Annotated in this window: 15 protein-coding genes and 1 pseudogene; 14 read left to right on the top strand and 2 right to left on the bottom strand. The window is 37.1% G+C overall.

Features of this window, described 5'->3' with window-relative positions; all coding sequences use genetic code 11:
* Nucleotides 1-167: 167 nt before the first annotated feature.
* On the bottom strand, nt 168-341 hold the full coding sequence (locus LQ203_RS17570; RefSeq protein ID WP_230159654.1) for an aspartyl-phosphate phosphatase Spo0E family protein: 174 nt from the start codon (nt 339-341) through the stop codon (nt 168-170).
* A gap of 236 nt (nt 342-577) precedes the next feature.
* Between LQ203_RS17570 and LQ203_RS17565 the strand changes: the two genes are divergently transcribed.
* From LQ203_RS17565 to LQ203_RS17525, 9 genes are all read left to right on the top strand, one after another.
* Nucleotides 578-1285 (top strand): cytochrome c biogenesis protein CcdA, encoded by a 708-nt coding sequence (locus tag LQ203_RS17565; protein ID WP_230159653.1) that lies wholly within the window; start codon nt 578-580, stop codon nt 1283-1285.
* 195 nt (nt 1286-1480) lie between these two features.
* Nucleotides 1481-1840 carry a response regulator gene (locus tag LQ203_RS17560; RefSeq protein ID WP_290370611.1) on the top strand — a complete coding sequence of 120 codons (360 nt, stop codon included), beginning with the start codon at nt 1481-1483 and terminating at the stop codon, nt 1838-1840.
* 115 nt (nt 1841-1955) lie between these two features.
* On the top strand, nt 1956-2432 hold the full coding sequence (locus tag LQ203_RS17555) for a cytochrome c biogenesis protein CcdC (protein WP_230159651.1): 477 nt from the start codon (nt 1956-1958) through the stop codon (nt 2430-2432).
* 167 nt (nt 2433-2599) lie between these two features.
* Complete coding sequence (locus LQ203_RS17550) at nt 2600-3655, top strand: YeeE/YedE family protein (protein WP_230159650.1); 1056 nt, start codon at nt 2600-2602, stop codon at nt 3653-3655.
* A 40-nt stretch (nt 3656-3695) separates the two neighbouring features.
* Nucleotides 3696-3923 carry a sulfurtransferase TusA family protein gene (locus LQ203_RS17545; RefSeq protein WP_230159649.1) on the top strand — a complete coding sequence of 76 codons (228 nt, stop codon included), beginning with the start codon at nt 3696-3698 and terminating at the stop codon, nt 3921-3923.
* Between the two features lie 123 nt (nt 3924-4046).
* A complete protein-coding gene (locus LQ203_RS17540) occupies nt 4047-4352 on the top strand; it encodes a DUF3219 family protein (protein WP_230159648.1) in 306 nt (101 codons plus the stop codon).
* Nucleotides 4353-4433: 81 nt separating this feature from the next.
* On the top strand, nt 4434-4862 hold the full coding sequence (locus LQ203_RS17535) for a DUF2621 domain-containing protein (protein WP_230159647.1): 429 nt from the start codon (nt 4434-4436) through the stop codon (nt 4860-4862).
* A 158-nt stretch (nt 4863-5020) separates the two neighbouring features.
* Nucleotides 5021-6166 (top strand): exonuclease SbcCD subunit D, encoded by a 1146-nt coding sequence (locus LQ203_RS17530; RefSeq protein WP_230159646.1) that lies wholly within the window; start codon nt 5021-5023, stop codon nt 6164-6166.
* Nucleotides 6163-9294, top strand: coding sequence for an SbcC/MukB-like Walker B domain-containing protein (locus LQ203_RS17525; protein WP_230159645.1), 3132 nt, complete (start codon nt 6163-6165; stop codon nt 9292-9294). The genes LQ203_RS17530 and LQ203_RS17525 overlap by 4 nt, the downstream gene beginning before the upstream one ends.
* A gap of 70 nt (nt 9295-9364) precedes the next feature.
* On the opposite strand, the gene LQ203_RS17520 is transcribed toward LQ203_RS17525, so the two are convergent.
* Nucleotides 9365-9772: an Hsp20/alpha crystallin family protein gene (locus LQ203_RS17520; protein ID WP_230159644.1), complete on the bottom strand. Its 408-nt coding sequence runs from the start codon at nt 9770-9772 to the stop codon at nt 9365-9367.
* A gap of 775 nt (nt 9773-10547) precedes the next feature.
* On the opposite strand from LQ203_RS17520, the pseudogene LQ203_RS17515 reads away from it, so the two are divergent.
* The 5 genes and pseudogenes from LQ203_RS17515 to LQ203_RS17495 all read left to right on the top strand — a co-directional run.
* Nucleotides 10548-10757, top strand: a pseudogene (locus LQ203_RS17515) (SDR family oxidoreductase); the annotation flags it as partial.
* A gap of 607 nt (nt 10758-11364) precedes the next feature.
* Nucleotides 11365-11988 carry a GPP34 family phosphoprotein gene (locus tag LQ203_RS17510; protein ID WP_290370610.1) on the top strand — a complete coding sequence of 208 codons (624 nt, stop codon included), beginning with the start codon at nt 11365-11367 and terminating at the stop codon, nt 11986-11988.
* A gap of 12 nt (nt 11989-12000) precedes the next feature.
* Nucleotides 12001-12264 (top strand): MerR family transcriptional regulator, encoded by a 264-nt coding sequence (locus LQ203_RS17505; RefSeq protein WP_089363280.1) that lies wholly within the window; start codon nt 12001-12003, stop codon nt 12262-12264.
* A 299-nt stretch (nt 12265-12563) separates the two neighbouring features.
* Nucleotides 12564-12797 carry a hypothetical protein gene (locus LQ203_RS17500; RefSeq protein WP_230159642.1) on the top strand — a complete coding sequence of 78 codons (234 nt, stop codon included), beginning with the start codon at nt 12564-12566 and terminating at the stop codon, nt 12795-12797.
* Between the two features lie 178 nt (nt 12798-12975).
* On the top strand, nt 12976-13333 hold a 358-nt coding region (locus tag LQ203_RS17495; RefSeq protein WP_230159641.1), incomplete at its 3' end, for an IS110 family transposase.

Below are 13333 nucleotides of genomic sequence, written 5' to 3'. Positions count from 1 at the left end.
GACAGGCAGTGCCGAAAGGAATTGCCTGTTTTTTTATATGAGGGTTTGTCATTTTTATTATCATTCACATTATGGAAGGATTTAGAAAAAGGGAGATTGACTGTCAAAAGTAAGCATATAATGACAGAGGTGAGATCAATGGGAGATAAACTGGTAAGAAATCAGGATTAAAAATCTGTACCAGTTTTATAAAAAAGTTCATTATATTTATTTAATAAATGATCAAGCTGCTGGCTATATTCAACTGCTACACGGGAGTTTAAACCATCTTTAGCGACAATTTTGATTAGCTCATTTCTCTTTAATTCAATCTGTTCGAGAAATTCATTCTCTTTAGCCATTTTATTTCCTTTCTTACCCCAACATTTTTTCAAGGTACCTTTTTAATAAGTGTTAGTTGTAAAATCTGTATGAATATAACAATTATATCGGCTTGGACTTATGAATTCAAATAAGTTCACTTTAATAAAACTTAGGCACGATTCTTTGTCATCAATTATTCAAAGTTCCATAAATGTATTTTTTTATCTTATTTGTTACAATGTTTATAGTTTGACATACATAGGGGTGAGCTTATTTGAATGATATAAACATATTTTTAGCTTTTGGGGCAGGCTTTTTGAGTTTTATTTCTCCGTGTTGCTTACCGCTATATCCAGCTTTCTTATCTTATATCACTGGTATGAGTGTTGGAGAAATCAAATCCGAGAACGCCATGCTCCAAAGGAGAAGTATGCTGCATACTTTATTCTTCCTTCTTGGATTTTCATTGGTTTTTATTGCAATAGGTTTTAGTACAACCTTTCTAGGTTCTTTTTTCTCGGATTACAAAGAATTAATTCGTCAAATTGGTGCCATTTTAATTATCATTTTTGGATTATTCATTGTAGGGATATTTCAGCCGAAATCTTTGATGAAAGATAGTCGGTTTGAATTTAAAAACCGACCTAGCGGCTATTTAGGTTCCATTCTTATCGGTCTTGCTTTTGCTGCTGGATGGACACCTTGTGCAGGTCCACTATTAGGTGCCGTCATCTCTTTAGGTGCAACAAATCCTGGGGCTGCGATGAGCTATATGACTGCCTATATATTAGGTTTTGCCATACCGTTTTTCATTTTATCCTTCTTTGTGGGAAAATTGAAATGGATCAAAAAATACAGCCAATACATTATGAAGATTGGCGGATATTTAATGATTGTAATGGGTATCATTTTGTTTTTTAATTGGATGACCAAGATAATTGCAGTCCTATCTAGACTATTCGGTGGCTTTACAGGATTTTAGTGCATAATAAGACATTTATTGAAAAATATTCTAGCTGGATGATTTTCGAAACTTTTTACCCCGTTTTTTTGTTCGTTCCTATGTTAACGCTATTGATTTTGAGTCTAAAGTCACGTATTCTACATATGATAAAAGTCAATACATTTCTAATGATAGGTTTTGCAGTGCTATTGTTTGAAATGAGGAGGAACGGACATTGCCCGAATATTAATAGTTGATGATGCCAAGTTTATGAGAATGACACTTTCAAATATTTTATCAAAAGTAGGACATGTTGTGATTGGTGAAGCTGAGAATGGAAAAGAAGCGGTTGATTTATATCGAAATCTGAATCCTGACTTGGTGAAAAGGGATATAACGAAGCCAGTATTGAGCGGTCTGGATGCGGTTAAAGAAATTAAAAAGGAATTTCCATTTGCAACGGTTATAATGTGTTCTGCAATGGGGCAGCAAAAAATGGTTGTCGAAGCAATTGAAGCCGGGGCAAAAGATTTTATCGTTAAGCCTTTTGACGAAATCAGAGTACTGGATGCCATCCATAGGGCACTTAATTAAAAACGCTCTCCTTGTTTATCTTAAATAGGTACTATATACTTTGTTTATTAATGGAAGTCATATATAATTTTTTATGGTACTTACCTATTTTTAGTTAAAAAGGGATGGTTATGGAATGATATATATATCAACAGGTATAGCGATTGTGATGGCTATGGGTGTATTCATGTTAAGGATGAAGGAAACAAAAAAACCAGTGAATGAAAAGAAAATCATCTTACCACCGCTGTTCATGAGTACAGGTGCTTTAATGTTCATTTTCCCAATGTTCCGGGTAACTCGATACGAATTTTTGGAGGCACTTGTTGCAGGGATGTTATTTTCCATCCTCTTAATAAAAACTTCAAAATTCGAAGTTCGAGAAGATAAAATTTATATTCTTCGTTCTAAAGCGTTTATATTCATTCTGATTGGGCTCATGGTGATTCGGCTCGTAGCGAAACTGATGCTTGGTAGCACAATTGAAATTGGCGTCTTAAGTGGAATGTTTTTCTTACTTGCTTTTGCAATGATCGTTCCATGGAGAATCGCCATGCTATACCAATACAAAAAGGTTAAAGCCGCTAGTTTCAGCGGAAGTAATTTGGTGTGAGGGATAATTTTTGTAACCTGAGTCGATATTTATGATGACTCAGGTTTTTTCATTTGTCTGGAACGTTTCATGCTAATGATCACTTTTTTTGATTAAAAACCTAGTATTTCCATAAGAATTATATTATATTAGTACTATTATTATTTTACTTAAGGAGGAAACGGTTCATGTTACAAATGATTGTATTCGGGATTATTTGTGGTTTACTGCTGGGATTTGTGCTTCAAAGAGGCCGTTTCTGTGTTGTTGGTGCATATCGTGATTTGATTTTAGCTAAAGATGGACGTATGTTTTTAGCTACATTTGTTGTTATAGCGATACAAAGTATTGGCGTTTATGCATTGAATGATACAGGGATCATTCAATTTGGAAATGACGGTTTTCCATGGTTGGGAACTATAGTCGGTGGATTTATTTTTGGCATTGGAATGGTGCTAGCCGGCGGTTGCGCTACTGGAACTTGGTACCGTGCCGGAGAGGGCATGATTGGCAGTTGGGTTGCTCTTTTCGGATATATGCTTGGAGCTGCAATGACAAAGTACGGAGTTTGGAAAGCGGCAGGGGACAATCTGTTGTCGTATCGTACAAGTGATACGTACATTCATGAAACATTGAATGTTTCGCCTTGGGTGCTTGTAATTGTTGTGACCACTTTGGTGGGCCTCTTGGTGATTCGTGAATTAAGAAAACCTAAACTGCCAATCTTCAAAATGAAACAGAAAAAAACCGGATTGGCTCACATTTTATTCGAAAAACGGTGGCATCCATTTGTTACAGCATTATTGATTGGCCTGATCGCAATCATGGCTTGGCCACTAAGTGCAATGACAGGCAGGATGTTCGGTCTTGGAATCACAGCTCCGTCCGCTAACATTCTAACCTTCCTTATAACAGGAGATAATGCGTTGATCGATTGGGGTACGTTTTTAGTATTGGGTATTTTCCTTGGCGCTTTCATCGCAGCAAAAGGGAGCGGCGAATTCCGTTGGCGCTTGCCTGATATGAAAACGTTGCGTAATAATGCAATTGGCGGCGTAATCATGGGATTCGGTGCAAGTGTTGCCGGAGGGTGCACAATAGGGAATGGCCTGGTGAACTCGGCATTATTTGCTTGGCAGGGTTGGATCGCCATTGTCTTTTTCCTATTAGGTACATGGGTAGCCACTTATTTCACGATTATCCGTAAGCAAAAGAAAACAGCGGCTATTTCAAAAGCTGCATAAGATTCGTGATGAAAATAATTTATTGGGGAGTGTAATGTATATGGCGAAGGTATTGGAAACGACTGGGATGGTATGTCCATTCCCTCTAGTGGAAGCTAAAGAAGCAATTGTGGATATGACCAAAGGAGAGGAACTAATCATTAATTTCGATTGCACCCAAGCAACGGAGAGCATTCCTCGCTGGGCAGCTGCTGAAGGTCATGAAATCACGGAATTTGAGCAAATCGATGACGCTAAATGGCGTATAATCGTAAAAAAGGGAAATTGATTTACAGAAACGTGCCAAGGTAACTTGTGCACGTTTTTTTTTATTATCTAAGGCTGAATCGTTGGAGCTGAAAGCCCTAAGTGATAACATATCATTAACCACATTTAAGGAGATGTTGATAAAATGGTAGATGAGGTCATTTTAAATGATGTTCCACTGAAGGTTACTGATTTTCTTGCTGAAACTGTAAAGGATTCTGAAGGTGGAGAAATCAGAAAAGTCAGTTTTAATTTCAAGGTTACAAATAGTGAATATCATGATATTACTACACTTCTTTATCAAATGGTTTTTGATGTGAAAATTCCAGATTCAAATGAGGAATTTAGGGCAGAAATTTTTAACTATGCAACTTCAGTTACGAATCTTTATGAAGAAAATGCTGTGGGTGACTTTTCGCTGGTCTTACTGGAAGTGAACGAAACGGAATGATTACATTGCCAGTCTTGTAAAGATATGGGTTACTGTCTATAATAATAGTGACAATCATTCTATACATATGAGGTGGTACTTTTGCTAAGTGGCTGGTTTTTATGGTTTATTCTATTTTGGGTAGCCCTTTTAATTATATTGATGAGCATAGGTGGCTTTTTCATGTTTCGAAAGTTCCTCAAAAGATTTCCTAAAGAAGATGGGAAATCCGATATGGATTGGGAAGAATACTATTTGGACCAAACAAAGCACCTATGGTCAAAGCAGCAAAAGGAATTACTTGAAGATTTAGTGAGCCCTGTACCAGAACTTTTCCGCGATGTTGCCCGTCATAAAATTGCGGGGAAAATCGGTGAATTGGCTTTAAAGGAAAAAGCGGGCGATATTTCGGAGGATCTAGTGATACGCGGATATATCATTGCCACACCAAAACGTGACCATAAATTCTTACAAAAAAAATTAGCCGAAAGAAAAGTGAATATGAGTCCATATGAACATTTATTCAGCTAATGATGAAAAAGGCAGACTCTTAGGAGTTTGCCTTTTTTATTCTGTAGAAATGAAAACTGACTATGGTGGTAAAAATTAGAACGTTTGTACCCAAACCATGCTAATCGTTAAATTTTTGATATAATAATAGTAAGTAAAAATGAGGACGGAGTGAAACTATGAAATTTATCCATACGGCCGATTGGCATTTAGGGAAAATCGTTCACGGGGTACATATGACCGATGACCAAAGGCATGCGCTCTTGCAATTCATAGAAATTGTCGAAGAAGAAAAACCGGATGCGGTCGTGATTGCCGGTGACCTATATGATCGTTCGGTTCCGCCGACTGAAGCGGTAGAACTTCTTGATGAAATCCTATATACGATTAATGTGAAAATGAATACACCGATCGTTGCGATATCGGGAAACCATGATTCAGCAGAAAGGCTTGCATTCGGTTCATCATGGTATCGTCATAGTCAGTTATACATTCATGGCAAATTGACAAAAACATGTGAGCCGGTCCGCATCAAGGGAGTCAATTTTTATTGTGTACCATATGCAGAACCAGGTACGGTTCGCCACCTTTTTGAAGATGATAGTATCCATTCTCATCAAGACGCGATGAAGCGGATAACCGGAACGATTGCGGAAACCTTCAATAAGGATGAACCGAACGTCTTCGTAGGACATGCTTTTGTATTAGGCGGTAAAACGAGCGATTCAGAACGAGTCTTGTCAGTAGGTGGCTCTGGCTGTGTTTCATCGGACTTATTCGATGCGTTCGATTATACGGCACTTGGACATTTACATAGTCCGGATGCGATACGCCATCCTAAGGTGTTTTACTCTGGTTCACTATTAAAATACTCTTTTTCGGAGGCTAAGCAAAATAAGTCGCTTTCCATCGTCGATATGAAGGAAGATGGAAGCTTCGATTTGCGCTATCGATCTTTGGTACCCAAGCTAGATATGAGGGAAATATCCGGAACAATGGAAGAACTACTTGATCCCTCTTTTTATCAAGCGCAAAAAAAGGATGACTACTTGAAAATAACACTTAATGATGAGGGATCACTCATCGATCCGATTAATCGCTTGAGACAGATTTTCCCGAATGTACTTCATCTGGAGAGAAAATGGGATTTGACTGACCTTAGAAGAAAAAAATCCTTTTCATCTGTAAAAGATGAACGGAAATCAGAATTGGATTTGTTTGAAACGTTTTATCAAGAAATGACAGATCGGAACTTTGATTCTCAAAAGCAAGATTTGATGGTTTCGGTAATTGAAGCTGTGAAGAAAGAGGAGGCTTTGAAATGAGACCACATATTTTAACGATGCAGGCTTTTGGACCGTATGCAGGAAGAGAAACCATTGATTTTAATTCCCTCGGAGAACGGACCATGTTTGTCATTTCTGGAAAGACAGGTGCTGGGAAAACCACGATTTTTGATGGGATTAGTTTTGCAATTTATGGAAAAGCGAGTGGGGAAGATCGAAGCGGCCAAGATTTGCGAAGTCAGTTTGTCGAAGATGATATATTGACGGAAGTCTCGCTGCAATTTTCTTTGCGCGGAAAAACCTATTTAGTGATCCGGTCACCTCAGCAGGAACGGAAGAAAAAAGCTGGTGAAGGAACCACAACCGTTGGTGCAAAGGCTGAATTATATGAACTATCGACCGATGGAAAAAAAATACTTGGTGCAAATGTCCGTGAGGTTGAAGAAAAAATCAAATTACTTATTGGTCTTGATGCCAATCAATTTCGGCAAATCTTGATGATACCACAGAATGAATTTCGAAAGCTGTTAACTTCCGATAGTAAGGATAAAGAACAGATTCTCCAGAAATTATTTCATACTGAACTTTATAAACGAATCGAAGAAAAATTAAAAGAAGAGGCTTCGATCCTTAAAAAGCAAAGTGAAAAAAGCGCTCAGCGTCGAATTGAATTAATGAAAGGTATCAAGCCTGGTAACCATGAAGAACTGTTGGCGCAATTGCAAACGGAAGAGCCTAACGAGCAGCAGGTCTTACCACTTTTACAAGAAGTCATTTTGGCAGCAACAGAAAAAAATGAAATTGTAGATAAACAAATACAGGCAAAGCAGAAAGCTCGTGATCAAATAAATCAAGAGCTTTCAAAAGCGGTCGATTTATTAAATAGATTTTCGGAAAAAGAAAAACTGCGAAAAGAAAAGGATTCCCTGGAAGCAAAGCAGCCTGAAATGGAATTAGTGAAAGATCAAATCAAAATGGCACATAAGGCCGTGTCGCTCGAAAAGCAGGAACAATACTATTTACGTATTGGCAAACAAGTACATGATGCAAAAACGGAACTTGAAAAGTTAAGTGAGCAGGCGGAGAAGTTGCAAGCTGAGCGCAATGTGAAGCAGAATTCCTATGGACAGGAAATGTTGAAAGAAAACCAAAGGGAGCAGGCCATACGAAATGTTCATCAGCTAGAGCAGGTTAAAGAAGCTGTCTTGACTTTTGCAAGCTTAAAAGCTCAAGTTACTTTAGATGAAAAAGCGTGGCGAGCAAGTAAAGAACTTCGGGAAAAATATGTTTCGGACCAAAAGGCAATTGAAGTGGAGGCCGAGAGAGTAGCTCAAGAAAAAACTGAAGCGGAAAAAGCAGCGGTTCTGTTTCGTGATAAGGAAATCGAAGCAGAAAGAAACAATCAATCGTACCTGCAAATAAAAAAGCTTCAAGAAGTACTTTCTGAAATACAGAGTATGAAGAGGTTTCTGGATGAAAAGCATGATCGGTTCCAAGAGATTCAAAGCAGTCATATTCAGGAAAAGGGAAAACTGGAAGCCCTCACTCAAAAGTGGCGATCAGGTCAAGCAGGTATGCTTGCTTCCATGTTGCACTCAGGAGAAAATTGTCCTGTGTGCGGATCGATAAATCATCCTGAACCAGCGCTAATGCATGAGGATATGCCGACGGATGTGGAACTGAAAGAGCAAGAAAACAAGCTGAAAGTTTCAGAACAACAAAAAAGCCAAGCTGAAAGTGCATACTATCAAGCAAAATCCAAATATGATGCACTAGTGGAGTCTTCACAAGAAAAGTTGGCAGACTTACAAAAAGACATGCCGCAGTTTAAAGATGAAGATATCGATGATCATTTGAAGCATTTTGAACAAAATGGAAAAGCGCTGCAAGAGCAGGTAACAGAATTGAATCGTAAAAAGTCTTTATTTAGCAATTTGGAAAGACGGTTGCTGGAGTTAAAAGAGAAAGCAGCCCAGCTCCAAGAGAATCTGACTTCTTTAGAAAGTAAAGAGGACCATGAGAAAACGAGGTTTATCGAAAATTCTACAAAACTATCAGGAATAAAAGATTCCCTGCCGGATGGAATACGGACAGAGGAAGAATATGATGCTGCCTATCAAATCGCTGTAAAGACGCAGAAAAGCTTACAATTGGCCTTGGAAGATGCACAAAAAAGCCTTCAAATGGTAAAAGAAAAAGAATCGGCCATCAATGCAAAAAAAGATTCACTAAGTGGAAATATAAATGCTTTAAATCAAGAATTGAAGGAAGAACGGGAAAAGTTAATCACGGATATGACAATTCAAGGTTTTTCCAACTATAAAGAATATACAGCCGCAAAAAGATCGGAATCGGCTCTTGGAAACCTAGAGGACCAAGTCCAGCAGTATAATCAAAATTGGCAAAGTGTTTTGAGTCTGTTTCATGATTTGGAAATGAAATTAAAAGATGTAATCAAACCGGACCTTGAAGGATTGAAAAAGACTTTTGATTTCATAGATGGAGAATTGGAATTGTTACGTCAAAATCAGAATGAATTGCATGCCGAAAAACGGACTAACGAAGAAATTGAAATGAAGCTGGCGCAAATCAGGAAAGATCAGAAAGAACTGGATGAAAAGTACAGTATTGTCGGTCATCTGTCAGAGATTTCAAAAGGACAAAACTCCTTCCGAATAACTTTTGAACGGTATGTATTGGCCGCTTTTTTAGATGATATCTTAAAAGAAGCCAATTTAAGATTACTGAAAATGACCAGTGGCCGCTATCAGCTGTTACGAAAGCTAGATCCTACACGCAGGAATATCCAGAGCGGTCTGGAGTTGTCTGTGTATGACCAATATACCGGGCAGGAGAGGCATGTCAAAACCCTATCGGGAGGAGAGAGCTTTAAGGCATCACTTGCTCTTGCTTTAGGTCTTGCGGATGTTGTCCAACAGAATGCAGGCGGAATCTCACTTGAAACGATGTTCATTGATGAAGGTTTCGGCACGCTTGATCCCGAATCACTAGATCATGCGATTGAAGCGTTAATGGATATACAAAGCACTGGAAGATTAGTCGGGATAATTTCGCATGTTCCAGAATTGAAAGAAAGGATTGACGCCCAACTCCAGGTCATTTCGACACAAAAAGGAAGTCGAACGTCCTTTTACTTTGCAGGATAAATCAAGTTAAAAAAGAATGGCTAAGGAGCAGGGTGCTCTCTACGCCATTCTTTTTATTATGATGATCGTATTACTCGATATTAATATCTTCGACTGTTTTTCCGGGGGAAAACTTATGGATGCGAATCACCAATATCGGATTTGAAAATTCAGCGGTAATCCGTCGTGAGCAAATCGAAAAGGGGAAGGGGATTTTCCTCTGTGTGGGTAGTGTATCCACTTTTTTTTCAAGAAAGCGCTTTTGATTATCGTCAACGATGATCGATAGCTCATTATCACTTAGGCAAACTTTAATATCTTTAACATCATGATTTTCCAAAACCGCTTCCACCATATACTCATCGTCACTTTCGTATATATCAATTGAAAAAAGTTGATGATCCAACGCACAAGTTTCCGGATCCAGAAAAAATTTTTTTACCCATTCATCAAACTTTTCAACCTCGTTCATTTGCGATCCATGTTGATTGTCTTGCATGTTGATACCCCCGGTTTTACTTTGTTAATATTGTATGTTTGAAGGATGAAGATGGTGATTGAAAAAATGAAAATGGTTACAAAAAAATTAGGCTACTTTAAGTCTTCAAAAAACAGAGATGAAGAAGCCTGATTTTTTTTTATAAATTCCTCGATTATGTAATTTTTTTAAATACCATGATTTAGAAAGAACGATTCATTGCATTCGTATTTTCAGATCCGTTTTAGGCTTTTAACACGGTGGATGGAGCCTAGCGGAAGTTATGGATAACCGTTTTCCGATGATTTAGATACCAGCACTCTCATTACATCCATAGCCCTATCAATTGTTTGCATGTGTATACCACAAACTCCAGAAGTCGTTTTTTGAAAATTATTAATATATTGACATTTTGCTCTTTTTAAATTTATAATTAAATAAGATTTCCATTTCAAGAAAATCATTTCCACTATGTGGAAAAAGAGAGGGGCCAATATTGTTTTTCTATGTATTAACCATGAAAACGAGGAATCTGACACCCAAAGGAAGCGTTTATCAGTTATTCCGAAAGGATAGGAAAATTGAAAATGTCGGAGTTTCAAAAGCAAGATGCGGGCTTTAGCTGTTTATCCTAATTATGAATAGTTTTCAAAGAACTCCTTTGGAAGTGTAGTAAAACTATTTATTTAATTGGAAAAGGTGAGATGTAATGAGTCATTTACTATGGGGATCATGGAATATCCGCCTGATAAAGAGGGATATGTAAATCGTGAGAAAGCAATCAACCCTTTTTTGAGTTAATGCTGTTGCTCCTACGATGGTTAATACTCCCATGATGGGTACGATACCTGATTGGAGAAAAGAGGAGTATTTAAGTCACCAACTCATCAATACGCCTGTCCTGCCTGAAGATGTGGCTGATACTGTTGTCTTCTTATTATCAGGTAGAGCCAAGCATTATACAGACGCAACATTCGATATTAATAATGGAGGATATCTAAGATAGATCTGCTTCTTGTTGAACAATACGTACGTTTGTTGAGATCGGGGTTGCTGCGGCAATCCTTTTTCTTATGGCACTAACGTGGCAGGTTAGTTGAAGATAAAAATGCTGTAATTTAGATAATAGTAGAGCTTAGAGGGGTACCACCAGCAAAACGCGGATTTACAACGTTAAGGATATCTCCGTATTAAAAATCCCAATTTCAGTGATATAAATGAGAATTGGGATTTATTTATTCAAAAAATCACTAAGCCCGATAATTATGGAATAATTTTTGTATCTGTTTCTAATTTTTTTTAAACTATTTTCGTTCCATCTCACGAATCATTAAAATTTATATTGCATTTCTGATTTTCTTAATAATCAAAAAAGAAGGGGCTGTCTCAAAAATCTTGAAAAATGATTTTGGGACAGCCTATTTTTTGCTCCCAAATATTAATTTACTTGACACTAAAAGAAATAAAATGCATAGTATAAATCGTAAGTAGTAAGTGATATGTAATAAGTGATAAGTAATAAGTAATAAACGGTAAGTTACATTATAGAATTGGACTAAAACTAATGAGAGGTGTTTTTTATGAAAGATATGGAAATTTAGCAAAAATATTTAATATTAGCACTAAATGATAAAGGTAGTGTTGCTGCTATTGGTAGTATGAGGATTCGTGCTTTTATGGTTGCAAGTGGCATTTTAGAACTTGCAGCAGAAGATATTGTTTCGTTTTCGGAGAATCAAGTGACAGTAAAACAAGATTTACCAAGTAATAAAGGGTATTTGGGTTCAATCTATAATATGATTTCCGAAGATAATTCAATATCCCTGAAAAAATTAGCAAGGGGAATTGTTACTAAACGAAATTTATTCAAGGCATTATTCAACTCAGTCGGTGATTCTTTAGTTGAATTGGATTTGGTCTCCAAAACAAATACTGGCTTATTAGGACATTCCAATCATTTTATACCCAGTGAAGGTGCTAAAAAACTAATTGTAGAGCAAATTCGTGCAGAATTATTAGAAGAGGGACCAGTTTCAACCGATACAGTTGTTCTTTCAAGTTTGTTAATAGGCAGTCGTATTTTGAAGAACTATTTCAGTAAATTCGAGGAAAAAGACCTTAACGACAAATTATCTATACTTCGCAATGATACGGCTAACAAAGAAATTTTTGCAATGGTTGATGCTTTATCACACACAATTACTACAATCATTGCTTCTGCTTCTGCAGGTTCATAAGGGGGGATTTAAGTGTCAAGGAGACGTTCATTAGAAGATATTTTGAAATCTGAGTATATATCTATCGGTGAACTGGCTCGAATAACTGATTTGAGATACAGTACATTAAAATATTATACCGAAGCTAATTTAATTCCATTTGAACAATTAGATGAAAACTTAACACGTCGTTACCCTCGAGAAGCAGCAGTGGAAAGAGTTGAGACTATTAAAAGCTTAAAGAAATCTGGTTTATCCATTGCGGAGATTAGAGATAAAATAGCGAAACAAAGTTAACAAAATATAACTTTTAGAGTATCGATTTGATCAAAAAAGGGTCGTTGAACAACCAATAATAGTAATAAGTACCGGTTACACCCTTACCGTGGTGAAAACCGGTTATTTTTTACACAAATCTTCTTAGCGCTGTAAATTCGCGTTTTGCTGGTGGTACCCTTAATGAACTAACGGGTGCGTTAGCTGAAAATCAAAGCTGTCATTAAGGCAGCTTTTTCTTTATGCAACAATAGGGGAAGATTTGTTGAAGAGTAATATATACTAAGATAATGGTAGGATGAAAAAGGGAGTTCGATGGAATGGAGGAAATGATAGGTGGTTCATCTGTTTTTGTAACGGGAGTTATTTTTCTATGGATTGGTTTGTTTCAGTACAAGTGGTTGTATAAGGGTATAAAGGAAGTTGAAGAAGGAAAAATCGATATTTTACCTTTTATAGGTAGTTATTGGTTCTGGCGGATTGTTTTCATCGGTAGTGGTGTATTACTCATTTTTACAACTGGAAATTCATTCATTAGGTATGTCTTTCTTTAACTATCGGATGCTTTACTTCATTACCGGAGCTGATCAGCAGCTCCTTTTCTTATGGAACTAAAGGGGCAGGTTAGCATTCCTGTAGTTCGTTATTTTTCAGCTTTGAAAAAAATAGGGCTCCTCAGTAAGATATGAGTAAGACACCACTCTAACTCAAAACCTTAGGAGGAACCCTAATATGAAGTTTAAAATGCAAGATAAACAAAATCAACTAATAGAGAGAATTTCCGATAAACACCTTGTTGTTGGAGTGGATATTGCCCAACAATTACATGTGGCTAGAGCAGTGAATTTCCGTGGAATTGTAGTCGGAGATCCACTTGCATTTGAAAATAATGAAGATGGATTTGCTTGTTTATTAAAATGGATGGATAAGCTTCAAAGATTAAATAAACTGGAGGTAGCCATTGTGGGAATGGAACCTACAGGCCATTACTGGATTAATCTTTCAAAATGGCTATTTAAACAAGGAATTGAGGTAGTAACAGTAAACCCTCACTTAGTAAAAAGGAATAAAGAAAACCGTGATAATACTC

Source organism: Peribacillus sp. Bi96 (assembly GCF_918698115.1).
Taxonomy (GTDB): Bacteria; Bacillota; Bacilli; order Bacillales; family DSM-1321; genus Peribacillus.
Note: the sequence above shows the minus strand (reverse complement) of the source record. Positions and strands in the feature narration are given on the sequence as shown.